Below are 22,740 nucleotides of genomic sequence, written 5' to 3'. Positions count from 1 at the left end.
TGAGCAACCCACTGTTGTGATCGAGCCGACATCAACTGCAGCGGAACAGCAGGAGTCCGGCAGGGGATTGATCACTGCCCTAGTGGTGCTGGCGGCGTCAGCCTGCGCAGTCCTCTTGATCTGGGTGATCAACGGAGCGCAACAGGATCCCTACGTCCGGGCAAGCCTTGATCTTCAAGGAGATCCCGACCATGGCGGCCAACTGTTCCGCATCAACTGTGCGGGCTGCCATGGTCTGGCAGGGCAGGGACTGCTGGCACCCAAACTTGCCGGCATTAGCGAGCGGATGCGTGATCCAGCCCTGATTCATCAAATCGTGAGCGGTGAAACGCCGCCGATGCCGAGTTTCCAAATGGAGCCGGCTTCGATGGCTGATCTGCTCAGTCACCTGCACAAGCTGAGTTGACCGTCGTCGTTGTCCTCGTCGAGCCTGCCGGGCCTCTGAACATCGGCAGTGTGGCCAGGCTCTGCGCCAATTTCGGCGTTGACGCTCTGCGCATAGTGAATCCCCGTTGTGAGGTCCTCTGTGACGATTCACTCCGGATGGCCATCCATGCCGCCCCCCTGCTGCGGCAGGCCACCATCCACCCTGATCTGGAAACTGCCATCGGCGACTGCAGTCGGGTGATTGCGACCTGTGGCCGACTGGATCACGGGGGCATACCGCTGCAAACCCCAGACACAGCGATCAACTGGCTCTTGGCCGGAAATCCCCCTTATGCCCTGGTGTTTGGCCGAGAAGACCGCGGCCTCACCAACGATGAACTCCGACTGTGCCAGCGGGTTCTGACGCTGCACAGCCAGGCGGCTTACCCCTCGCTGAATCTGTCTCACGCGGTCGCCGTAGTACTGCACGACCTGGCTCGACATCAGCTGCAGGTCCGTGCTCCCCAGACCAAAGATCCGTCACCAGCCCCTGCCGCGCATTTGACAGGGTTGCTGGACGATGCCGCCGAGCTGCTTCTGGAGGCCGGATTTCTCCTGCCCCACACCCGGACAGCGCGCATGGGCAAGGTTCGGGATCTCTTGCAGCGCGCGACCTGCAGAGCGGAGGAGGTCGCGTTGTTCCGAGGCATGGTGCGACAACTGCGCTGGGCCATCCGAGCCGACCGCCCCTAACCTCACCAGATATCCCGACCACGACGCGCTTGAGCAACAGCCGTCCACCTCGTCGTTCTCCGGGATGGGGAACTCCGCTGCGCCTTCTCCTGCGGCTGATGGTGCTGGGGATTGGGTTGGGAGTGCTGACGGGGTCAGCGCTGCGCTGGTTCGCCCCGCAGGTGCAACGTCAGACCCTCAACCTCCCGAGCTGGCTCCAGCTGCCCGAGACCGTTGAAGCGGAGACGCCTGCCCAGAACAACAACAAATCTGAGACGAACCCAAAGCCGGTGGTGGGTCGTTTCCAGCCGACCCGAGAAATCCCTGAACTCTCCGCCCGCTGGCGCTCCATCGCGGCCACGCAGATGGATCTTCAGGCCAGCGCCTACATGCTGATCCTCGACGACGGCCGCTTCGCCCAGATGCATGCCGATCGCCCCATGCCGGCGGCCAGCTCCATCAAAACGCCGGTCCTGCTTGCGGCGCTGCAACAGGTCGACGCCGGTGATCTGCATTGGAACGAGCCGCTTGTGCTGACCAAGGACCTGGTGGGGGGCGGCGCCGGTTGGATGGCATCCCGACCGCTCGGAAGCCGTTTCCCCACGCGCGTCGCAGCGACCGAAATGATTCGCGTCAGCGACAATTCCGCCACCAACCTCCTGATCGAGCGGGTGGGAGGTCAGCAGACCATCAACCGGCGATTCCAGGACCTCGGCCTGACCGCCACCGCCGTCAACAACTGGCTGCCCGATCTGGACGGCACCAACACGACAAGCGCTCATGACCTCAGCCGCAGCATTGCGCTGGTTGACACCGGTGAAGCCCTGAGCCTGCGCAGCCGGGATTTGTTCCGAGAGGTCATGGGCAGCTCCGTGACCAACACGCTCCTGCCCAGTGGATTGATGAAAGGGCTCGGCGGTGCCCAGGGCGCACCCGATTCCACCCTGGCCAGCAAGGGGTACCGGGTTTACAACAAGACCGGCGACATCGGCATCGCTTACGCCGATGCCGGCTTGATCGAACTGCCCGATGGCCGGCGCGCTGTTGCAGGTTTTCTGGTGAAGGGTCCGTTCAACGACCCAAGGTCCACCAATCTGATCCGTGCCATGGCAGCAGCCATGGCCCCACACCTCAAGCCGGAACCGGCTCCACCGCGCCGGACCGCCTCCCCATCGCAGGAGTCCACACCATGAGATCGCTCTTTCTTGTTGGTGCCTTGATCGCCAGCCTTTCAGCGGGCGTGGCTCCTTGTGCCGCCGACGACGTCATCCGCCGGCAACAGAGCATCCGGGCGCTGCCGGGGCAACTGGATGCCGTGCTGATGGTGAACGACAACAACCCGGAACTGATCAAAGAAGACGGCATCCTTCTTTCCACCTTTGGCAACGGTGGGGATGCGTCAATCTCCGTGGACCTGAACGGCCGCTTCGATCTGTTCAGCCATCACGTCTATGCAGGTACGGATGACACACTCGACTCCACCCTGTGGCTGGCCTTGTTGATGGCGCCCATCGGCGATGAAGACGTCACGCTCACAGTGATTGAAGGAAGCACCTCTCTCTCCCAGGCCACCCAGCCTGGGCAGACTGCAGCCCCGTTTCTGCCGCTGCCACCGCTGATGCGGGAAACCAGCGATGTGCTCGCCGCTGGTCCTGGCAGCCGGGTTGCTGGAGACTTGCTGAAGGGCCGACAAGCCCCTGAACTGTCGCAACGACGCTGGACCCTCAAGCCCGGCACCCCAACGGTTGTGCTGAAGCTGCCCATTCCAGTGCAGGGGCTCGACCCCCTGCTCAATGGCCGCAACCTTCAACTGCGTCTGCACAGCTCGGCGCCGGTGGCCCTAGCCACCCTGGCGGCCCACGGTGATGGCCATAAAGCCCCGGACGACCAGGACTGGATCGACCTGCTCAACAGCGGTGAGCTCAGCGGCAAGGAACACAGCCCCACCCCTCGCGGCAGCAAGGGAAAGATCATTTATTCCCGCGTCAGCGGTGTGCAAAGCGGCAGTCGTTGGCAGGCCCGCATCACGGACCCCGGCAGCGAGACCCTCTCGATTCAGAACGCGCCTGTGTCCTGGCCGATCAGCAGCCTTGAGCGCGGCAGTTTGGGCACAGGTCAGGTGCAAACGGCAGAGCTGCAAGCGCTTTATCCCCAAACAGCCTGGGCCGCCCACGGGAACTACGGGGTCGAATACGACCTGACCCTGCCACTCCAAAACAGGGGATCGGCAGCGCAGACCCTGAGCCTTGCCCTCGAATCCCCCTTGAAAACCGATCAGGCCTCCGATGCCCTGCAGTTCCGCAGCAGCCTTTCGGGTCCCGTGATGTTCCGTGGGCCGGTTGAAGTGGCTGGCCTTGACGACACCGATGGCAGCCCCTACGGACGGCAGACCGTGCATCTGGTGCTCCGCCAGGGACAGGAGGGACCATCCTTCGGTCAGGTGACGCTCAAGCCTGGCGAAGCTCGGGAGGTGCAGATCCGACTGATCTACCCGGCCGATGCCACGCCGCCTCAGGTGCTGACCGTTCGGCCTGTGAAACAATCCTGATCACAACAGTGATTCGGCCGTGACAGCACCCCGGAAGCGCAGGGTTTTTCCGTTTACCGCTGTGATCGGTCAGGAGGAGATGAAGCTTGCGCTTCTGCTCAATGTGATCGATCCCCGCATCGGCGGCGTGATGATCATGGGCGACAGGGGCACAGGCAAATCCACCACGATCCGAGCGCTGGCGGACCTCCTGCCCGACATCGAGGTGGTGGCTGGTGACCCCTACAACAGTTCATCCACAGATCCCGATCTGCAGAGCAACGAGGTACGGGAACGGATGGAACGGGGCGACTCCATTTCAACAGAACCACGCCAGGTGCCCATGGTGGATCTGCCGCTGGGAGCCACCGAGGACCGTCTCTGCGGAACGATTGACATCGAGAAGGCCCTGAGCGAGGGCGTGCGTGCCTTTGAACCCGGCCTGCTGGCCAAGGCCAACCGCGGCCTGCTTTATGTGGACGAGGTGAACCTGCTGGATGACCATCTGGTAGATGTTCTGCTCGATTCCGCTGCTTCGGGTTGGAACACAGTGGAACGTGAGGGCGTGTCCGTACGCCACCCAGCCCGCTTCGTGCTGATCGGCTCCGGCAACCCTGAGGAGGGCGAACTGCGGCCGCAGCTGCTCGATCGTTTCGGCATGAGTGTGGAGGTGCGCACGGTGCGTGATCCCGAACTGCGGGTTCAGGTGGTGGATCAACGCACAGCCTTCGACACCGACCCCGATGGGTTCAGCACGGCGGTGGAAGCCAACCAGGACGCCCTGCAGCAGCGGGTCGTGGAGGCCCAGCAACGGTTGAGTGCCGTGACCATCGACGACGACCTCCGGCTGCGGATCTCCGCCGTCTGCGGCGAGCTGGATGTGGATGGACTGCGGGGTGACATCGTCACCAACCGTGCCGCCCGAGCCTTGGCCGCTTTTGAGGGCCGCACGGAGGTCAGCGAAGAGGATGTCGCCCGGGTGGCCTCCTGCTGCCTGCGCCACCGCCTGCGCAAGGATCCTTTGGAGCAAGTGGATTCCGGCGATCGGGTGGTGAAGGTGTTCTGCAAGGTGTTCGAGCGCAGCGAAAGCAGCGATCGCGCCGACTTTGAACTGGCCCTGGCGGCCTGATCAGAGCCGAATCGATGCGGATCCTCGGGATCGATCCGGGCCTGGCTCGGGTGGGCTACGGGGTGATTGACACCAGCGGCGGCCATCAACGCATGCTGGATTGCGGGATCATCCGCACCGACCCCGGCCGCAGCGACGGTGAACGCATGGTGGAGATTGCCGGTGACCTGCGGCAACTGATCCGTGCCTGGCGACCGGAGCTCGCGGCCGTGGAGAAATTTTTCTTCTACCGGTCCAGTAACACCATCAACGTGGTGCAGGCCAGGGGGGTGGTGATGATGACCCTGGCCCGATTCAAGGTGCCGGTGGTGGAGTTCCCACCGATGCAGATCAAGCTGGCGCTGGCCGGTTTCGGCCATGCCGAGAAAGACGAGGTGCTCGAAGCCGTGATGCGCGAACTGAACCTCAGCGATCCACCCCGGCCCGATGACGCCGCTGACGCCCTGGCGGTGGCGCTCACCGGTTGGTTTCAGCGATGACCACCAAAAAGGATTGTCGTCGTCACTTTCGACAACGACGCCAGCAGCAGATCTCACTCGGGTCAGCGATCTACCGGCAGGTGTTGACGCTGGTCGAGTCGCCGCCAATGCGGCCGGGCCTTCTAGGCATTTATTGGCCGCTGAGCAGTGAGGTGGATCTACGGCCCATCCGCGCCATCACCCCAAACCCTGTTGCTCTGCCCGTCGCGGACGGCTCCGGTGGACTCCAGTACCGACGATGGGGAGACACGCCCCTGCAAGCCGACGGCTGCGGCATCCCCGCTCCAACGGACGCACCGGCCCTGAGCCCGGACCAGCTCAGCCTTTTGCTCGTCCCTGCGCTGGCCATCGACCACAACGGCATCCGGCTTGGGTATGGCGGCGGTTACTACGACCGCTTGCGGGCCGATCCGCTCTGGGCAGCCGTGCCGGCCTGGGTGGTGCTTCCCTCCGCCTGCATCAGTTCCGAACTCTTGCCCCGCAACGCCTGGGATGTGCCCTTCACTGGCTGGATCACAGAACACGGACCTGGCCAGCCCAGTTGATGCAGCGCACCATGGGCCCACCCATCGACACCATCCATGCTGCGTCTGCTGGCTTCCGTACTGCTGCTGGGCACCACGTCGGCACTGCCGGCTGGCGCCCATCAGATCGAGAGCGCTCTGACCTACCTCGAAGGCAACCTTGAACTGAGCAGCAGCTTTTCCAACGGTGAGCCCACCCAAGGTGCCGTCGTTCGACTGCTGAATCCTGATGGAACGCCACAGCGGGAACTGGGAAGCACCGATGCCAGTGGCCGCTTGCTGATTGACCTCAGCGATGTGGCTGATGGGGTGTTGGACCTGCAGGTGGATGGAGGTCCTGGCCACAGGGATTACCTGGAGCTGCCGGTGAACAGCGGTCAGGTGGATCTCGATCAAATGGTGTCACTCCCGCTCTCGCTGATGTTGGTGGGCCTGCTCGTTAACGTGCGACGTCGATCCGACTGAACACCTCAATGGCCCCCAGCAGTGGCAGTGACGCCCTCGACCGGATGGTGGACAAGCTGGCTGGCACGCCGGATCCCAAGCGACGGTATGAATACGTCCTCTGGTTGGCCAAGAAGCTGAAACCTCTTCCCATTGAGCAGCAGACCGAGGCGATCAAGGTGAAGGGTTGTGTGTCCCAGGTGTTTGTTCAGGGGGTTCTCGATCAGGGGGTGATGCATTGGCAGGGGGATTCCGATGCCCTCATCACCAAGGGGCTGTTGGCGTTGTTGATCCAAGGCCTGGATGGCCTCACCCCTGAGCAGGTGCAGGCTGTGGATCCGGCGTTCATCTCTGCCACCGGCCTTCAGGCCAGCCTCACCCCCTCCAGGGCCAACGGATTTCTCAACATCCTGCGCACCATGCAGTCCCAGGCACAGCACCTGGCGAACGAATAAGACGCACGCCAATTCATAGAGTCGATGCAGTCTTCCAACACGGTTCACGGGGAATGGGCGCACGGATCGGCGTAGGTCTTTTGGGGCTGGGCACCGTTGGCGGTGGGGTGGCTGAGATTCTGTCGAATCCAAAGGAGCGTCACCCGTTGGTTGCCGATCTGGACCTGATTCGGGTGGCCGTCCGGGACGTCAACCGCCCTCGCACGGTTGAGTTGACCGATGCCGTGCTGACTACCGATCCCAGCGAGGTGGTCAATGACCCGAATGTGGATGTGGTGGTGGAGGTGATCGGTGGCATTGAACCGGCCCGGAGCTTGATCCTTCAGGCCATCGCCAATGGCAAATCAGTAGTGACCGCCAACAAAGCGGTGATCGCGCGCCATGGCCCCGAAATTGCCAGTGCTGCCAGAGCAGCAGGGGTCTACGTCCTGATTGAAGCGGCAGTCGGCGGTGGCATCCCGATCATCGAGCCGCTGAAGCAATCCCTCGGCGGCAACAGGATCAATCGAGTGAGCGGCATCATCAACGGCACCACCAACTACATCCTCACGCGGATGGCGAATGAGGGGGCTGCCTACGCTGATGTGCTGGCTGAAGCCCAGCGACTCGGCTACGCGGAAGCCGACCCTGCCGCTGATGTGGATGGTCTCGATGCCGCAGACAAGATCGCCATCTTGTCTGCCCTCGCCTTTGGAGGAACTGTGGACCGCGATGCTCTCCCCACGACTGGCATCAGTGCACTGCAGGGCCGTGATGTGGAGTACGCGCGACAACTGGGCTACGGCGTGAAATTGCTGGCCGTTGCTGAACGCCTTGCAGGCCAGGGGGATCCCTTACCTTTGTCCATGCGGGTGCAACCGACCCTGGTGCCCAGCGATCACCCACTGGCTGGCGTCAATGGCGTCAACAACGCCATCCTTGTGGAAGGGGAACCCATTGGGCGGGTGATGTTCTACGGCCCCGGAGCAGGGGCCGGACCGACGGCATCGGCTGTTGTGGCTGACATCCTCAACATCGCCGGCATCCGCCAGGCCAGTGGCGATCAGGGGCCAGTGGACCCGCTGTTGGCCGCAGGCAGCTGGCGACCGTGCGTTTTGGCGGACAGCGGAGACATCCGGCAGCGCCACTATGTGCGGTTGAACACAGAAGATGCTCCCGGCGTGATCGGCAAGGTGGGTAGCCGTTTCGGCGACGCAGGCGTTTCCATCCAGTCGATTGTTCAATTCAATGCCAGTGAGGCCGGCGCAGAAATCGTTGTGATCACCCATGAAGTCAGTCAACGGCAGGTGATCGCAGCCCTTGATGCCATCACTGCTCTGGATGAAGTCTCGGGACTGGCGGCTCACCTGGGCTGTCTCTGACACCTAATCCACGCCATCGCGGCCCATTCAGTGTCAAGATCTCCAACAGAAGGAGTCAGCTTCCGCTGATTCATGCATGAACTGTTCATGTCAAACGTCGCCGCTGCCGCTGTTGTTCAAGGCTGCAGGCTCCTCGAGCCTTCAGACGTCATGGAGATTCAGCAGGGAGATCAGGTCAACCTGACCAGCGATGTAGGGACATTCCAGGTGATTGGTGTCGACGGTGAGCATGACCGCTGCTGGATCCGTCGTTGGCCGATGGAACCCAAATTGGGTTCTCCGGTCTTTGAGGTGTCATTGCAGCAGATCTCAGCGGTTGGCCTTTAAATACCCAAGGTCGGCCTCCGGATGTCTTGAAGCTTGCAGACCGACAGCTGACCAGAACCTGGTTGGTCGCATTCGGCGCCGCGCTTCTCAGCCTTGCTCAACTTGGTTGTCAACCCATTGCAACGGGGAACCGTCTGACCGTTGCGTCCGCGGGAAAGATCAGTTCCCTCGATCCAGCCCAGGCCAGCACCGTCAACACCATCCAGCTGCTCAGTGCCCTGGGGGATCCGCTTTACAGCCTTGATGGCAATAAAGAGCTGATCCCACGGCTGGCGGAGGCGTCACCAATCGTCAGCCCCGATGGCCTGACGGTGACCATCCCCCTACGCAGGGATGTGCTGTTCCACGACGGAACCCGGTTTGATGCTGAGGCCATGGCCTTCAGCCTGCGACGGTTTCTGGAGATCGGCACCCTCAGCTATGTGGTGGGTGGACGGATCAGGTCCGTCGAGGTCGCCGCAGACCATCAACTTGTGCTCAGGCTGAGCCGCCCCTCCACCTCTCTGGAGGGTCTGCTGACCTCAGTGAACCTCACACCTGTGTCTCCCACGGCCTACGCCCAGTATCGCGATGGCTTTCTCCACGACCGCTTTGTTGGCACGGGTCCTTACAGACTGACCGACTTCAGTGAGCACCAGCAGCGGCTCGAGCCCTTCGAGCAGTACTGGGGCGAACCTCCCGCCAACCCAGGGCTCGATCTGATCACGCTGAGCAACTCCACAGCGCTCTATGGCGCCTTACGCAGCGGAGAGGTGGACGTGCTCCTCTCACCCTCCATCGATGAAGACCAGCGCCATGCCCTGCATGAGACAGCACAGGAGGGGCAGCTACTGGAAGCCATTGGCCCAGCCACGGAGATCGGCTACATAACGTTGCTGAGCAACGTGGCTCCGCTCAAGGACCCTCGCCTGAGGCAGGCGCTGGCCCTGAGCATCAACCGCCAGGAGATCAGCGAGCGGGTGAGCTATGGATTGCGTCGACCGCTGAGATCGCTTGTGCCCCCCAGCATCTCTGGTGCTCGCAGCAGCAGCTGGCCTGCGCACGACCCGACAGCGGCCCGGGCGTTGTTGAACGACGCCGGATTCTGTGCCGGCCAACCCCTGCGGATTCCGCTCACCTTCCGCTCCAACGTCCCCGCCGACAAATTGCTGGCCCTCACCTGGCAGGCACAGGTGAAGCGGGATCTGTCGGACTGCCTTGTCCTGGAGCTCGACGGCGTGGAGTCGACCACGATTTATCGCCAGCTGGGCGAGGGAGCCTTCAAAGCGGTGATGCTCGACTGGAGGGGCAGTTACCCCGATCCTGAGGCCTACCTCACGCCCCTACTGAGCTGCTCATCCCCCCAGGGCGACGTCTGCCTGGAAGGGGAAGCCAGCATCAGTGGCAGTTTCTGGAGCACCAAGGGGTTGCAGGAGACGCTGACCCGCAGTGATCGCCTGCGAGGGGCCGAACGCAACCAGGAGTTGCAGCGCATCGAGACAATCACCGCCAAAGGAGCGGCCTACATTCCGGTGTGGCTGGAAGCACCACGGGCCTGGAGCCAAACCAACCTTGAGCAGCCACGTTTCGATGGCAGCGGCCAATTGTTGTTGGCACAGTTGAGGGAGTTGCCCTGATGGCACGCGCTCGCGCATTGTTGCGGTACAGCGCCACCCGGCTGGGGCTGGCACCGGTGATGCTCTGGTTGATCGCGACGCTGGTGTTCCTGCTACTGCGAGTCGCCCCCGGAGATCCGGTGGATGCGGTGCTGGGGAGCCGTGCTCCTGCGGCCGCTAAGGCAGCGATGCGTGCTCGCCTCGGCCTCGATCAATCACTGCTGGATCAATACCTCGACTACCTGCATGGCCTGATCCAAGGCGACCTCGGTCAGGGGTTGATCAACCAGGAACCGGTAAGCAGCATCATCGGCCGAACCCTCCCGGCCAGCCTTGAGTTGAGTGTGGTGGCCTTGGTTGTTGCAGCCATCGTTGGCCTGAGCATTGGCTTCAGCGGTATCGCACGCCCGGAAGGCAAGCTCGATCTGGCTGGACGTCTCTACGGTCTCGGCACCTACGCACTCCCCCCATTCTGGGTGGCGATGCTGGTGCAACTGCTGTTCGCCGTCAGTCTGGGTTGGCTTCCTGTAGGTGGCCGCTTTCCCCCCAGCCTGATGCCACCGCAGGGCAGCGGTTTTTATCTGATCGACAGCGTTTTGGACCTGGACTGGACTGCTCTGAGGGGCACCATTCGTCACCTTATGCTCCCCGCTGGGACCCTGGCCCTGCTGCTGAGCGGCACCTTCACAACGGCGCTGCGCCTCAACCTCAGGCGCACCCTCCGGGGTGACTATGTCGAGGCGGCCCGCAGCCGAGGACTGAGTGAAACGCAGGTGGTGCTGCGCCATGGGCTTCCTAATTCCCTGCTGCCTGTGCTCACGATTGCCGGTATCACCGTGGCCTCCCTGATCGGCGGAGCCCTGCTGATCGAGGTGACCTTTTCCTGGCCTGGCATCGCCCTCCGCCTGCAGGAGGCCATCAACCAGCGCGACTATCCCGTCGTTCAAGGCATCGTGGTGGTGATTGCGGCCCTGGTGGTACTGGTGAGTGTGGCCGTGGATCTGCTGGTGGCGGCTCTGGATCCCAGGATCCGCTACTGATGCCGAGCGGATAGATCTGCGGCTATCTCAGGGTTGAGCCGATGCCATCGCACCTCACCGCGACTGAAGTGTTGCGACTCCTTCCCTGACGCACCCGCGGCAACCGCCTCGAGAAAATCAATGATCTCGACACCGATCACAGCCTGAACGCTGATCGGATCCATGCCCACGAGCTCCTCGCCCAGCTGGAACAGATCATCGTTCTGCCGTACGGCCATCGGTTCACCGACGCGAATTGGTGAAAAGTGGCTGGCACCTTCCACGACGACAACACGGCTGGTGGGGTGGTTGGCCAGAGCCGAGAACACCCCCAGCTGCTCATCCAGCGGAGGTGTGATCAGATCTAACGTTCCCCCCAGCAGGAGCAAAGGGACAGGCCACCGGCTGGGTTGACCCGGTGCCCAGACAAGGCTCCCAAGGCTGTTAAGTCCCACCACTGCAGCTGGTTCGGGACTGTCCGCCACCCAACGCAGTGCCTTGCCCTCCGCCAACTCACATTGGAGCAGTCGAGAGAGATTGGTCAGGGGGAGGTCTTTCAGCGCCCGACCGCAACGGGCGCCGATGCCCCCTTGGGGCTCCGCCCCAGCAGCAAGCAGCGCGGTGAGCGCACCGAGGGAATGGCCTGCAATCACCACCCGGTCACCCGTCAACGGAAGACGCTGGTCGTTCTGAGCCCGCAGCACTCCGGCAAGGTCTTGCAATCGCTGCTCGAGAGCCTTTGTTCCATCGAAGGGCTGTCGCCCCTGAAGCAGGGCCTGCACAGCAGCGGCATCACTGCCTGGATGCTCCAGCAGCGCAACAGGCCAACCGGCCCCGGCCACGCGACGAGCTAACCAGTAGAAGTGCTCCGGATTTCCCCCCAGTCCCGGCATGAACAGCAGCCACAGTCCGTCCCGGCGCTGATCAACCGGAACCCAGGTCTCCACTTGAAGAGGCTTGCTTCGATGGGGTAGGCGGATCTGATGCAGGCTCTGCTGAAAGGCCAGGGAGGAGCTGGAGAACCGCGTCTCAGGTGCTGGCGACATGGAGAGCAACGCCTCTCGCCCGAGGTCCTGCAGCAACCCCTGGTGACGCTTCAACTGATGCCGCCAACGCGAAGACGCCAGAACCAAAGCATCGAGATCAAGCCGCAACTGCTCTCCGGGCAAAGCCTGCAGCAGGTCGAGGGTGGTCACCTCAGCACGGTTGACCAACAACTGCTCCAGGGTTTCCAGCACCTGCTGACTGTCCACTGGTTCACCTCCCTCGAGCCGGATCAGCTCTCCGAGGGCCTCCAAAAGGGGACGTGCTGCCCAGCTGCGCAGCAATTGCTGCCCGAAACTGCGCCTGGTCAACACCGGTGCCATCAGCAGACGACTCAGCCCCTCACGGCTTTCGCTGTCCAGCAGCTGCATCCAGGTCGCAAGTTCCGAACGGGAGTCGTCTGACGAACTCACCCAGGCAACAAGGTCGTCGACATCGAGGGGAAGAACGATGCCATCGATGCTGACTTCCAGACGTTCAGCTGATCGTGCAGGCCACGGTGTGAGCTGCAGGGCCAGCAGACTGCTCAACAAGCCCACCACGAGGCATCGTCCTGAGAAGCGTCCGCGCAGCAACTCCTGATCCTCTGCGGTGGTGGAACCAGTTTCCTCCAGGCCTGCGAAATGTCACCCGTCTCCGGCTGCTGGCCTCGATTGGCGCCGGCGGCGTCATCTTCATGACACCGCTGGTCTTCCATGCCATCGCTTTCTCCGCCAGTCAGGTCGGTCGTGGTCTCGCCGTCTCTGCGTTGGTGGGAACGGTGGTTCGATTGCTCAGTGGCGCCTTGCTTGATCGCGGGTTGCGCTGCTCCTGGCCGATCCGCGCCACAACACTGCTTGCCATCAGTGCAGACCTGATGCTGTTTCAGGCCGACACCTTCAGCGCTTACGTGCTGGGTCAGCTCCTGCTGGGGATCGCAGCAGGTCTGTACTGGCCGGCTATTGAGCTGGCTGTTCCCCTCAACTGCGGCGACCTTCCATCTGGACGTGGCTATGCATTGGTCCGCAGCGCAGATGCCCTCGGAATCGGCCTGGGAGCTTTGCTGGGAACGATGGCCGCCAGCATTGGCCAGTTGCGGCTCGTGTATGGCGTGGAAGCCATCTGCATGGCCAGTGTCCTGATCCTGATCAGCGTTCAACCACTGCTGGATGAACGGCCGATGCCGCAGGGGACGCATTCGGAGTCGTCAACAAGGACGCTGGACTTGACCTGGCTACCCCCCCTGCTGCCGGTTCTGGTGGTGAGTGTTGTGGCGACCGGCATCCTGTCGCTCCAGCAAAGCGCCCTGCCCTTGGACCTCGTCAAAGGAGGCCTTGAACGTCCGGGTCTCAGCGAAAGTCACAGCAGTGCTCTGATCGCTTTCCAGCTGACACTTCTGGTGTTGCTGCAGTGGCCGGTGGGGCGCTGGCTGTCGGAACGCAGTGTGGGCTTCGGCCTCAGCCTCAGCCTCGTGTCGTTCGCGACCGGTTGCACCCTGATTGGATTGTCAGCCTTGAGCGCCTCGGGGACTGGACTGGTCATGGTGGCCCTGCTGCCGATGGCCTTTGCCCAGGCGGCGTTCCTTCCAACGGCAACGGAAGCCGTTGTGGAGGAAACCCCGCCAGAGCATCGCGGTTTAGCGATGGCGATGTTCTCGCAATGCTTCGCCCTCAGCTCCATTGCAGCACCAGTTGTGGGAGGCAACCTTCTTGACCAACAGGGCCATGGACTGACGCTCTGGATTGGCGTCGCCGCGATCAGCCTGGCCGTTCTTCCATTGGTGAAGGGTTTAAGACCCCGTTTCCAAGGGGGCGTTCAGGGCCGGACGAACAACCTGTCGATGCTGAAACAGGGAGTCCAGGCTGCATCTGGATCCAAGGAACGCCCTGTCTCATCCAACAACTGGTAGCGACAGAACTCGCCCTTTTCTTGAAGGGGTGGGCTCTCAACCAGAACATTGCCAGCTGGAAGGTCTAAGCGGGTCTTGATGTCGTAACTGGGCTCCGTTGAGAGAAAGGATCCTGAGCGAAGCGTGAACAACAATCCCTGCGCTCGCAAGGGCTGGAACAAGCTGCCTAACGCCAGCAATCGCAACAATCTGAACATGGTGATGCGACGCGACATCAGATCTAAAGAAGCGACTTAAGTTAGGAGTACATAAGCCAAACCATTGCTTCGCGACGAGCGATTGATGCTGTATTGACACTCCCAGCTTGCTCAGTCGCCATCAATGGATGCATCGGTTGAAACGTTCTCAATCAAATCGTGAAGTAATCGACACTCAAGAACAATTCAGTTCAACGACTGAGCTTGACTAACTTAAACATTGAACAGAAACTCCATTACATCACCTTCATCCACCACATACTCCTTTCCTTCACTACGAAGCCAACCCTTATTGCGAGCCTCAGCAAGGGATCCAGCTTCAATTAACTTCTCCCATCCAATCGTCTGAGCTCGGATGAAGCCCCGTTCAAAATCGGTGTGAATCACACCAGCAGCCTGCGGTGCCGTCATGCCGGCCTTGAACGTCCAGGCCCGGGTTTCCTTCTCACCGGTGGTGAAGTATGTGCGCAGCCCCAGCAATCTGTACGTCGCCTGGATCAGGCTCTGCAAACCACCTTCACTGACCCCCAGTCCTTCAAGGTAATCAGTTCGCTCGTCGTCCCCCAACTCAATCAGCTCTGCTTCCACCTGAGCTGAAATCCGAACGGTTTCCGCACCCTCGTTGGCCGCCAGGTTGATCACTTCGGTGCAGTAAGCATTTCCCTCTGCCAGATCTTCTTCGCTCACGTTGGTGGCATAGATGATCGGCTTGGCGGTCAACAATCCGAGGGGCTTGATCATCAGTGCCTCCTCCTCGCTCAATTCAATAGAACGGGCCGCACCACCGTCCTCCAGCACAGCCTGAATCCGCTCCAACGCAGCATCTTCCTGTTGCGCTTCCTTGCTGGTGCGCATTTGCTTTTTCAGTCGCTCTCTTCGCTTCTCGATCTGCGCCAGATCCGCCAGACCGAGCTCCAGATTGATCACCTCTGCATCACGGGCCGGTCCAACGGAACCAGACACATGGATGACGTCGTCATCCTCAAAGCAGCGGATCACATGAACAATCGCATCCACCTCGCGGATGTTGGCCAGGAACTTGTTTCCGAGACCTTCTCCCTGGCTTGCCCCCTTCACCAGTCCGGCGATATCGACGAATTCCATCCGTGTGGGAATGGTGTCGAGGCTGCTGCTGAGCTTGGTGAGCTGATCAAGGCGCTCATCCGGCACCGCCACCGTGCCGACATTCGGCTCGATGGTGCAGAACGGAAAGTTGGCGGCCTGCGCCTTAGCGTTGGCCACCAGAGCGTTGAACAGGGTTGACTTGCCCACGTTGGGCAAGCCGACAATTCCGGCTTTGAGCATGGGGCGGAATCTACCGGCCAGCGGCGAGACTGTTGTGAAGTTTTGTGGGCCCATGCTGCAGACCCTGCGACACCCTGAGTCCACGACGGAGACCAACCGTCTCACCGTCCCATCCCCAATGAAAGGCTCCCGACCCAAGTGGCTGACTGCAGCACTAGTGCTGGCGGTTGCTGGCAGTGGTTTCGTCCTGCTGCGTTTCGGGCCCTGGAGCAGCCGTCAACGGGATCTGACTCCCTACGTGGCCAGTGCTGAACGGGGTGCCTTGTCCGGCGTGATCACCGCCAGCGGAGAGCTGTTGGCCATGCAGAAGGTCAACGTCAGTCCTCGCCAGCAGGGACTACTGGAACAACTGCTGGTGGATGAAGGGGATGAAGTCATCAAGGGGCAGCTTCTGGCGGTGATGGACCCGGGCGACATTGAAGAACGCGTGCAGGAACGTCAGGCCCTGCTGCGCCAGACCGAAGCGAACTACCAGAGCCGCAAGGACGACTTCGACCGCCGTCAACAGCTCTTCCGCATGGGCGTGATCAGCGCTGATGACTTCAGCAAGGTGCAAAACCAGATGCTGGCCAGCCAGGCCGCTGTGGTGGCCTCCCGCGAACGTCTCAACCAACTGAAGGAAGAACAGAACGAGCAGGAGATTCGTGCCCCCTTCGATGGCACCATCACAGCTCGCTACGCAGAACCTGGGGCTTTCGTGACTCCCACCACGGCCGCCTCCGCCACGGCTGGTGCCACCAGTTCCTCAATCGTTGAGTTATCCAAAGGCCTTGAGGTGGCGGCACGCGTGCCGGAAAGTGAAATCGGACGGATTGCCACCGGCCAATCTGCTGAGATCCGTGTGGACGCCTTCCCAGATGAACGCTTCAAGGCCCAGGTGAGTGAGGTAGCGCCTCGAGCAGAAAAACAAGACAACGTCACCTCCTTCGAGGTGAAACTTGCACTGGTAAATCCACCTGAGAAACTGCTGATTGGCATGACCGCCGACATCAACTTTCAGACCGGTCAAAGCACTCCGAAGACGTTGGTGCCCACCGTTGCGATCGTCACCGAAGATGGAAAACCCGGCGTTTTGCTGGTGGACGAACAACAGAAACCACAGTTTCAGGAGGTGGAGCTCGGCAGCAGCAGCGGTGATCAGACTGCGATCCTGAAGGGCCTGGAAGCGGGAACAAACGTGTTCATCGATCTGCCCCCCTGGGCCGATCGCCGCGACTGATCTCCGTCCACTCTGATTTCCGCCATGCCTGAGGCCTCCACGAAGCCCCTTCTTTTGCTTGTGGACGGTCATTCCCTGGCTTTCCGCAGCTTCTATGCCTTCAGCAAAGGCGGCGAAGGGGGCCTGGCCACCAAGGACGGCCGCCCCACCAGCGTTACCTACGGCTTCCTCAAATCCCTTCTGGACACGGGAAAATCATTGAAACCAGAGGGTGTGGCCATCGCCTTCGACACGGCGGAACCGACCTTTCGCCACAAGGCGGATGCCAACTACAAGGCACACCGCGACGTGGCGCCGGAGGTGTTCTTTCAGGATCTGGATCAACTTCAGGAGATCCTGCGGCAACAGTTGGACCTACCGCTGTGCATGGCGCCGGGCTACGAAGCCGATGACGTTCTGGGGACTCTTGCCAACCGTGCAGCCGATGACGGTTGGGGAGTCCGAATCCTGTCTGGTGACCGCGACCTGTTTCAGCTCGTGGACGACAACCGCGACATCGCAGTGCTCTACATGGGGGGTGGTCCCTATGCAAAAAACAGTGGCCCAACCCTGATTCGCGAAGAGGGCGTGCTGGGCAAGCTCGGCGTGATGCCCAACAAGGTGGTGGACCTCAAGGCCCTCACTGGTGACAGCTCCGACAACATCCCAGGCGTTCGCGGCGTTGGGCCCAAAACAGCGATCAACCTGCTGAAGGAGAACAACGACCTCGATGCGGTCTACGCCACCCTCGAAGCGGTGGAGGCAGAAGGGCCGAAGGCCAGCCGCGGCGCCATCAAAGGTGCCCTGAAGGGAAAACTCCGCAACGACAAGGACAACGCTTACCTCTCCCGAAAACTGGCGGAGATCTTGGTGGACATTCCCCTGCCGCAGGAGCCAAGTCTGCCCTTGTCAACGGTGAATGCCGAAGGACTGAGTTCCTGCCTCGAGGACCTGGAGCTCAACAGCTTGCTGCGCCAGGTGGGTGGATTCGTCGCAGCCTTCTCGGCAGGGGGCTACGGCGCCAACGCAGAAGCTGCTGCGCCGGCACAGCCGTCGTCGAGGCCGAAAGCCACCAAGAACGATCAGGGATTAGAGGAGACGGTTGGGAGCGTTCCAGCCCTGCATCCCCAGCGGATCCAGGACACCGCCGCCCTGCAGGGGCTGGTGCAGCGCCTAATGACCTGCACCGATCCCGGATCTCCGGTGGCTCTGGACACGGAGACCACAGACCTAAACCCGTTCAAAGCTGAACTGGTGGGCATCGGCGTCTGCTGGGGTGAGGAGCTCGACGCACTGGCTTACATCCCACTCGGCCACAACGGAAGCGCGGACAGCCAACCGGTTCAGCTGCCCTTAGAGACGGTGATCACCGCTCTGGCCCCTTGGCTTGGCAGCGAAGACCACCCCAAAACGTTGCAGAACGCCAAGTTCGATCGCTTGATCCTGATGCGCCATGGGCTGGCCCTCAGTGGTGTGGTGATCGACACGCTGCTGGCGGATTACCTGCGCGATGCCGCCGCCAAACACGGCCTCGAATTGATGGCGGAACGGGAATTCGGCTTCCAACCAACCGCCTACAGCGACCTGGTGGGCAAAAAACAGACCTTCGCTGATGTGCCTCTGGAGGCAGCCAGCCAGTACTGCGCCATGGACGTGCACGTAACCCGACGCCTGGCGCTGCTGCTGCGCAACCAGTTGGAGGCCATGGGGCCTGCGTTGCTGAAGCTGCTCGAGCAGGTGGAGCAGCCTCTGGAATCAGTCCTGGCGGAGATGGAAGCCACGGGCATCCGGATTGACGTTCCCTATCTCCAGGAACTCTCAACGGAGATGGGAACCACGCTGGAGCGCTTGGAGACCGAAGCCAAGGAAGCCGCCGGAGTGGACTTCAACCTGGCCTCCCCCAAACAGCTGGGGGAATTGCTGTTCGACACCTTGGGACTGGATCGCAAGAAATCCCGCCGCACCAAGACCGGTTACAGCACTGATGCCACGGTGCTGGAAAAGCTGGGGGACGATCACCCTGTGGTGCCCCTGGTGCTGGAGCACCGCGTGCTGAGCAAGCTCAAGAGCACTTATATCGATGCCTTACCGCAATTGGTGGAAGCGGAAACAGGGCGTGTGCACACCGACTTCAACCAGGCCGTCACCGCCACAGGGCGATTGAGCAGCAGCAACCCGAACCTGCAGAACATCCCGGTTCGCACCGAATACAGCCGCCGCATCCGCAAGGCCTTTCTGCCCCAGGACGGCTGGACGCTGCTCAGTGCTGACTACTCCCAGATCGAACTGCGCATCCTCACGCACCTCTCTGGCGAAGAGGTGCTGCAGGAGGCTTACCGCAGCGGTAATGACGTGCACGCACTGACAGCTCGACTGCTGTTGGACAAAGACGAGGTGAGCGCCGATGAACGTCGGCTGGGCAAAACGATCAACTTCGGCGTGATCTATGGCATGGGCGCTCAACGATTTGCAAGGGAAACCGGCGTGAGCCAAGCCGAAGCCAAGGACTTCCTGGCCAAATACAAGCAGCGCTACCCGAAAGTGTTTGCGTTCCTGGAGCTGCAGGAACGCCTCGCCTTGAGCCGCGGTTACGTGGAAACCATCCTCGGCCGGCGGCGTCCGTTCCATTTCGACCGCAACGGTCTTGGGCGACTGCTCGGCAAAGACCCACTAGAGATCGATCTGGATGTGGCCCGCCGCGGCGGTATGGAGGCACAGCAACTGCGAGCTGCTGCCAATGCTCCGATTCAGGGCTCCAGTGCTGACATCATCAAGGTGGCCATGGTGCAGTTACAGGCGGCTCTCACAAGTCAGGGGCTCCCAGCTCGACTGCTGCTGCAGGTCCACGATGAACTGGTGCTGGAAGTGAAGCCCGAAGCTCTTGAGACAACCCGAGACACGGTGGTGCGCACCATGGAGAACGCCGTGAAGCTGACGGTGCCTTTGGTGGCAGAGACCGGTGTCGGTGCCAGCTGGATGGAGGCCAAATAGTCCCAGCAAAGGACGCCGTAGCCTCGCCGCAGCTTCTGTTCAGCAGTGTCTCTGCGGCTTACCAACACCCTCACCCGCCGCATTGAACCGTTCACCCCTCTGACGCCTGGCAAGGTCAGCATTTACTGCTGCGGGGTGACGGTCTACGACCTCTGCCACCTGGGCCATGCCCGCAGCTACATCAACTGGGATGTGCTGCGGCGCTTCCTGATCTGGCGGGGCCTCGAGGTGACCTTCGTTCAGAATTTCACAGACATCGACGACAAGATCCTCAAACGGGCTGCTGAACAAAACAGCTCGATGACCGAGGTGAGCGAACTCAACATCGACGCCTTCCACCAGGACATGGATGCACTGGGGATTCTCAGGCCGGATCGCATGCCGCGCGCCACCCAGTGTCTGGATGGCATCCGCTCACTCATCGGCGAACTGGAAGCGAAGGGTGCGGCCTACAGCGCTGATGGCGATGTGTACTTCGCGGTGATGAAGCATGCCGGCTACGGCAAGCTCAGCGGCCGCGATCTGAGCGAACAGCAGGACAACGCCGCTGGTCGCGTGGCTTATGCTGAGGAGGCCCGCAAGCAGCACCCCTTCGACTTCGCTGTTTGGAAAGGGGCGAAGCCTGGTGAACCGAGCTTCCCCTCCCCCTGGGGTGACGGGCGGCCCGGCTGGCACATCGAATGCTCCGCCATGGTGCGGGCGGAACTGGGGGACACGATCGACATCCATCTCGGTGGCGCCGATCTGGTGTTCCCTCACCACGAAAATGAAATCGCCCAGTCCGAGGCGGCGACGGGCCAAGAGCTCGCCCGCGTGTGGATGCACAACGGCATGGTGAACGTGGGCGGCCAGAAGATGAGTAAATCGCTAGGCAACTTCACCACCATCCGCGCCCTGCTGGAGAGCGGTGTCTCCCCCATGACCCTGCGCCTGTTTGTGCTGCAGGCCCATTACCGCAAACCTCTCGACTTCACGGCGGAGGCCCTTGACGCCGCGGCCACGGGATGGAAAGGGCTGAATGCCGCTTTAGGCCTGGGTGAACGCTACAGCGACCAGCTTGGCTGGCCCAGTCCTGCGGCCCTTGCAGAGGATGCCATCGGTCCTCAGACCAGTCCCGACGACGAGGTGCTTCAGGCCCTCGAGCAACAATTCATCGGTTCCATGGAGGACGACCTCAACAGTTCAGGCGCACTGGCGGTGTTGTTTGACCTGGCCAAACCCCTGCGAGCACTGGCCAATCGACTCGAGCGTGGGGATGAGGCAGGCCTACCCGAAGCCGACATCCAAAACCTTGCCCCCCGTTGGCAACTGCTGCGGGAAGTTGCCGTTGTTCTGGGTTTGCGCGGAGAAGCTGCAGGGCAATCCAAGCTGGACGACGCGTCCATCGATGCGGCTATCGCAGCTCGCAAGGCCGCCAAAGCCGCGAAGAATTACGCAGAGGCCGATCGGATCCGTAACGAGCTGACGGCCCAGGGCATTGAGCTGATCGACAAACCCGGTGGGATCACCGAATGGATCCGCAGCTGAGCCGGGCAGACTGTCGGTTCCATCAACACTCCCCATGCTCTGGCTGAAGCGCCTCAATTTCATGGAGACCGCCAAGTTGGAAATGGAGCTGATGAAGGCGTTCGAAGCCAGCGAGGATCTCGATGCCAAGCTGTCGGCCCAGGCCCAGATTGCCGGGGGTGGCGACGCTGAAGAGGTCTGGAGACTTGAGGTCTGGACCAAGATGCTGACGCGGATCCGCAAGATGCAGGAGCTGATGAAAGACAAGCCCGACCCCAACGCCTGAAACGATCAGCCTTTCAGCAGATCCACCACACTGATCACCAGTCCAGTCGCGACCACGGGGGGGGACACCCAGCGCAGCATTAGCAGCAGCAATCGTTGTTGCAGCTGTGGTGTTGAAGAGTCGCTCAGGTCCTTCTGAAACCGGCCGGGGACAACCCAGCCCAGCAGCAGCGCCAGCAGAAGTCCTCCCAGGATCAGCAACAAGCCGCCGAAGACGGAGTCCATCCAGCCGAGCACAGCCATCGATGTAGCGGCAGGCAACCCGGCCACGAAGATCAGTGCTGTGGACACCCAGACCGCCCGTGATCGGCTCCAAGAGTGCTGCTCCATCAAGCACGCCACAGGCACCTCCAGCAGCGACACCGCCGAAGTAAGCGCAGCAATCAATGCCAAGGAAAAGAACAACACGGCCACCAGCTGACCGGCAGCGCCGAGGGAGGCCAATCCTGTGGGCAGGGCAATGAAGATGGTGCCCAGGGTGGATCCACTGATCACCTCCTGCAGCCCGAAGCTCATCACCACCGGGAAGGTGACCATGCCAGCCACGATGCCCACAGCGGTGTCCATGCCCACCACGGCCACGGCCTCCCGAGGCAAGCGGGCCTCTCGATCGAGATAGGCGGAATAAGCCAGGATGCAGCCGATGCCCGTGCCGATGGAGAAGAAGGCCTGGGTGAAGGCGTTGCGGATGGTTGTGAGATTGGTCAATTCGGCACTGTCCCAGCGCAACAGGAAGGTGCGATAACCCTCCGCAGCACCGTCGAGGCCAGCGGCCCAGATCGCAAGGCCGATCAGCAGCACAAACAACATTGGCAAGCCCCAGCGGGACAACCGCTCAATCCCTCCCCGCACACCGGCAGCGACAACAGCGCCGGTGACCGCCAGGCTGAGCAACTGCCCGATCAGTGCAGACCGGCCACCGCTGAGACCTGCAAAAAAGGCTTTCGCGGCATCGATGTCAAGGGGAAGGCCCTGACTGAGCGTCTGCACAAGGGTGGCGCCAGTCCAACCCATCAGCACGGCATAGAAGGCCAGGATCCCGCTGGCTGCCAGGACGAACAACCAACCCATCGGTTTCCACAGACGACCGCCGGCTTTCACGGGGGCCAGCAAAGGACTGCTTCCAGTACTGCGACCCAGCACCATTTCCGCCACCAGCACCGGCAGACAAACCACCAGCACAATCAACAGATAAAGCAGGAGAAAAGCGCCACCACCGCCCTGGGAGGCGCGATACGCAAATCCCCAGAGGTTGCCGAGCCCGACGGCGCTGCCGGCTGCAGCCAAGACAAATCCAAGCCCAGACCGCCACTGCTCCTTCGCCACAGGCTTTCGTCGTGCTGTCGACCAGCTTGCCAGCGTTCGCCG

At 61.7% G+C, this 22,740-nt stretch carries 21 protein-coding genes; 18 read left to right on the top strand and 3 right to left on the bottom strand.

Translation table 11 applies throughout. From position 1 onward, the window contains the following. Positions 1-16: 16 nt before the first annotated feature. The 13 genes from SynA1524_RS03575 to SynA1524_RS03515 all read left to right on the top strand — a co-directional run bounded on the left by SynA1524_RS03575 (position 17) and on the right by SynA1524_RS03515 (position 10,979). The gene (locus SynA1524_RS03575; RefSeq protein ID WP_186498976.1) at positions 17-406 is read left to right on the top strand and encodes a c-type cytochrome; all 390 of its coding nucleotides are present in this window, start codon (positions 17-19) and stop codon (positions 404-406) included. Further along, positions 403-1,119, top strand: coding sequence for an RNA methyltransferase (locus SynA1524_RS03570; protein WP_186498975.1), 717 nt, complete (start codon positions 403-405; stop codon positions 1,117-1,119). The genes SynA1524_RS03575 and SynA1524_RS03570 overlap by 4 nt, the downstream gene beginning before the upstream one ends. Before the next feature lie 29 nt (positions 1,120-1,148). Then, the gene (locus SynA1524_RS03565) at positions 1,149-2,291 is read left to right on the top strand and encodes a serine hydrolase (protein WP_186498974.1); all 1,143 of its coding nucleotides are present in this window, start codon (positions 1,149-1,151) and stop codon (positions 2,289-2,291) included. Beyond that, positions 2,288-3,646, top strand: a complete 1,359-nt coding sequence (locus SynA1524_RS03560) for a DUF3370 domain-containing protein (RefSeq protein WP_186498973.1) — start codon at positions 2,288-2,290, stop codon at positions 3,644-3,646. Before SynA1524_RS03565 ends, SynA1524_RS03560 begins: the two co-directional genes overlap by 4 nt. Positions 3,647-3,665: 19 nt before the next feature. Then, complete coding sequence (bchI, locus tag SynA1524_RS03555) at positions 3,666-4,754, top strand: magnesium chelatase ATPase subunit I (RefSeq protein WP_186498972.1); 1,089 nt, start codon at positions 3,666-3,668, stop codon at positions 4,752-4,754. A 14-nt stretch (positions 4,755-4,768) separates the two neighbouring features. Next, positions 4,769-5,233 (top strand): crossover junction endodeoxyribonuclease RuvC, encoded by a 465-nt coding sequence (gene ruvC, locus SynA1524_RS03550; protein ID WP_186498971.1) that lies wholly within the window; start codon positions 4,769-4,771, stop codon positions 5,231-5,233. Continuing rightward, positions 5,230-5,778: a 5-formyltetrahydrofolate cyclo-ligase gene (locus SynA1524_RS03545; RefSeq protein WP_186498970.1), complete on the top strand. Its 549-nt coding sequence runs from the start codon at positions 5,230-5,232 to the stop codon at positions 5,776-5,778. The genes ruvC and SynA1524_RS03545 overlap by 4 nt, the downstream gene beginning before the upstream one ends. Positions 5,779-5,814: 36 nt before the next feature. Beyond that, complete coding sequence (locus tag SynA1524_RS03540) at positions 5,815-6,222, top strand: hypothetical protein (protein WP_186498969.1); 408 nt, start codon at positions 5,815-5,817, stop codon at positions 6,220-6,222. An 8-nt stretch (positions 6,223-6,230) separates the two neighbouring features. After that, positions 6,231-6,656 carry a SufE family protein gene (locus SynA1524_RS03535; RefSeq protein ID WP_186498968.1) on the top strand — a complete coding sequence of 142 codons (426 nt, stop codon included), beginning with the start codon at positions 6,231-6,233 and terminating at the stop codon, positions 6,654-6,656. A 53-nt stretch (positions 6,657-6,709) separates the two neighbouring features. Continuing rightward, positions 6,710-8,017 carry a homoserine dehydrogenase gene (locus tag SynA1524_RS03530; RefSeq protein WP_186498967.1) on the top strand — a complete coding sequence of 436 codons (1,308 nt, stop codon included), beginning with the start codon at positions 6,710-6,712 and terminating at the stop codon, positions 8,015-8,017. 87 nt (positions 8,018-8,104) lie between these two features. Further along, positions 8,105-8,344 carry a DUF8657 domain-containing function gene (locus SynA1524_RS03525; protein WP_186499483.1) on the top strand — a complete coding sequence of 80 codons (240 nt, stop codon included), beginning with the start codon at positions 8,105-8,107 and terminating at the stop codon, positions 8,342-8,344. A 26-nt stretch (positions 8,345-8,370) separates the two neighbouring features. Then, positions 8,371-9,960, top strand: a complete 1,590-nt coding sequence (locus SynA1524_RS03520) for an ABC transporter substrate-binding protein (protein WP_186498966.1) — start codon at positions 8,371-8,373, stop codon at positions 9,958-9,960. Next, positions 9,960-10,979, top strand: coding sequence for an ABC transporter permease (locus tag SynA1524_RS03515; protein ID WP_186498965.1), 1,020 nt, complete (start codon positions 9,960-9,962; stop codon positions 10,977-10,979). Before SynA1524_RS03520 ends, SynA1524_RS03515 begins: the two co-directional genes overlap by 1 nt. On the opposite strand, the gene SynA1524_RS03510 is transcribed toward SynA1524_RS03515, so the two are convergent. Beyond that, positions 10,973-12,541: an alpha/beta hydrolase gene (locus SynA1524_RS03510; protein ID WP_286188728.1), complete on the bottom strand. Its 1,569-nt coding sequence runs from the start codon at positions 12,539-12,541 to the stop codon at positions 10,973-10,975. The genes SynA1524_RS03515 and SynA1524_RS03510 overlap by 7 nt on opposite strands. 47 nt (positions 12,542-12,588) lie before the next feature. On the opposite strand from SynA1524_RS03510, the gene SynA1524_RS03505 reads away from it, so the two are divergent. After that, positions 12,589-13,890, top strand: coding sequence for an MFS transporter (locus SynA1524_RS03505; protein ID WP_186499481.1), 1,302 nt, complete (start codon positions 12,589-12,591; stop codon positions 13,888-13,890). 410 nt (positions 13,891-14,300) lie between these two features. Here SynA1524_RS03505 and ychF read toward each other — a convergent pair whose 3' ends face one another. After that, entirely contained in the window at positions 14,301-15,392 is a 1,092-nt protein-coding gene (ychF, locus tag SynA1524_RS03500) for a redox-regulated ATPase YchF (RefSeq protein WP_186498964.1), read from the bottom strand. A gap of 118 nt (positions 15,393-15,510) precedes the next feature. On the opposite strand from ychF, the gene SynA1524_RS03495 reads away from it, so the two are divergent. The 4 genes from SynA1524_RS03495 to SynA1524_RS03480 are packed head-to-tail and all read left to right on the top strand — an operon-like array spanning position 15,511 to position 21,373. Then, positions 15,511-16,611: an efflux RND transporter periplasmic adaptor subunit gene (locus tag SynA1524_RS03495; RefSeq protein WP_186499480.1), complete on the top strand. Its 1,101-nt coding sequence runs from the start codon at positions 15,511-15,513 to the stop codon at positions 16,609-16,611. Positions 16,612-16,635: 24 nt separating this feature from the next. After that, positions 16,636-19,581 carry a DNA polymerase I gene (polA, locus tag SynA1524_RS03490; protein ID WP_186498963.1) on the top strand — a complete coding sequence of 982 codons (2,946 nt, stop codon included), beginning with the start codon at positions 16,636-16,638 and terminating at the stop codon, positions 19,579-19,581. 45 nt (positions 19,582-19,626) lie between these two features. Next, positions 19,627-21,108, top strand: coding sequence for a cysteine--tRNA ligase (cysS, locus tag SynA1524_RS03485; protein ID WP_186498962.1), 1,482 nt, complete (start codon positions 19,627-19,629; stop codon positions 21,106-21,108). A gap of 34 nt (positions 21,109-21,142) precedes the next feature. After that, the gene (locus SynA1524_RS03480; RefSeq protein WP_186498961.1) at positions 21,143-21,373 is read left to right on the top strand and encodes a hypothetical protein; all 231 of its coding nucleotides are present in this window, start codon (positions 21,143-21,145) and stop codon (positions 21,371-21,373) included. A gap of 5 nt (positions 21,374-21,378) precedes the next feature. On the opposite strand, the gene SynA1524_RS03475 is transcribed toward SynA1524_RS03480, so the two are convergent. After that, positions 21,379-22,698 carry a sodium-dependent transporter gene (locus tag SynA1524_RS03475; protein ID WP_186499479.1) on the bottom strand — a complete coding sequence of 440 codons (1,320 nt, stop codon included), beginning with the start codon at positions 22,696-22,698 and terminating at the stop codon, positions 21,379-21,381. Between the last annotated feature and the right edge of the window lie 42 nt (positions 22,699-22,740).

The sequence above is a fragment of the Synechococcus sp. A15-24 genome, from assembly GCF_014280195.1.
Classification (GTDB): Bacteria; Cyanobacteriota; Cyanobacteriia; order PCC-6307; family Cyanobiaceae; genus Parasynechococcus.
This window is presented reverse-complemented; position numbering and strand designations above follow the sequence as displayed.

Coding starts and splice junctions, on each gene's coding strand:
- SynA1524_RS03560 (WP_186498973.1), top strand. CDS start 2,288: ATGAGATCGCTCTTTCTTGTTGGTGCCTTGATCGCCAGCCTTTCAGCG.
- ruvC (WP_186498971.1), top strand. CDS start 4,769: ATGCGGATCCTCGGGATCGATCCGGGCCTGGCTCGGGTGGGCTACGGG.
- SynA1524_RS03545 (WP_186498970.1), top strand. CDS start 5,230: ATGACCACCAAAAAGGATTGTCGTCGTCACTTTCGACAACGACGCCAG.
- SynA1524_RS03540 (WP_186498969.1), top strand. CDS start 5,815: ATGCTGCGTCTGCTGGCTTCCGTACTGCTGCTGGGCACCACGTCGGCA.
- SynA1524_RS03535 (WP_186498968.1), top strand. CDS start 6,231: ATGGCCCCCAGCAGTGGCAGTGACGCCCTCGACCGGATGGTGGACAAG.
- SynA1524_RS03530 (WP_186498967.1), top strand. CDS start 6,710: ATGGGCGCACGGATCGGCGTAGGTCTTTTGGGGCTGGGCACCGTTGGC.
- SynA1524_RS03525 (WP_186499483.1), top strand. CDS start 8,105: ATGTCAAACGTCGCCGCTGCCGCTGTTGTTCAAGGCTGCAGGCTCCTC.
- SynA1524_RS03515 (WP_186498965.1), top strand. CDS start 9,960: ATGGCACGCGCTCGCGCATTGTTGCGGTACAGCGCCACCCGGCTGGGG.
- ychF (WP_186498964.1), bottom strand. CDS start 15,392: ATGCTCAAAGCCGGAATTGTCGGCTTGCCCAACGTGGGCAAGTCAACC.
- SynA1524_RS03495 (WP_186499480.1), top strand. CDS start 15,511: ATGAAAGGCTCCCGACCCAAGTGGCTGACTGCAGCACTAGTGCTGGCG.
- polA (WP_186498963.1), top strand. CDS start 16,636: ATGCCTGAGGCCTCCACGAAGCCCCTTCTTTTGCTTGTGGACGGTCAT.
- SynA1524_RS03480 (WP_186498961.1), top strand. CDS start 21,143: ATGCTCTGGCTGAAGCGCCTCAATTTCATGGAGACCGCCAAGTTGGAA.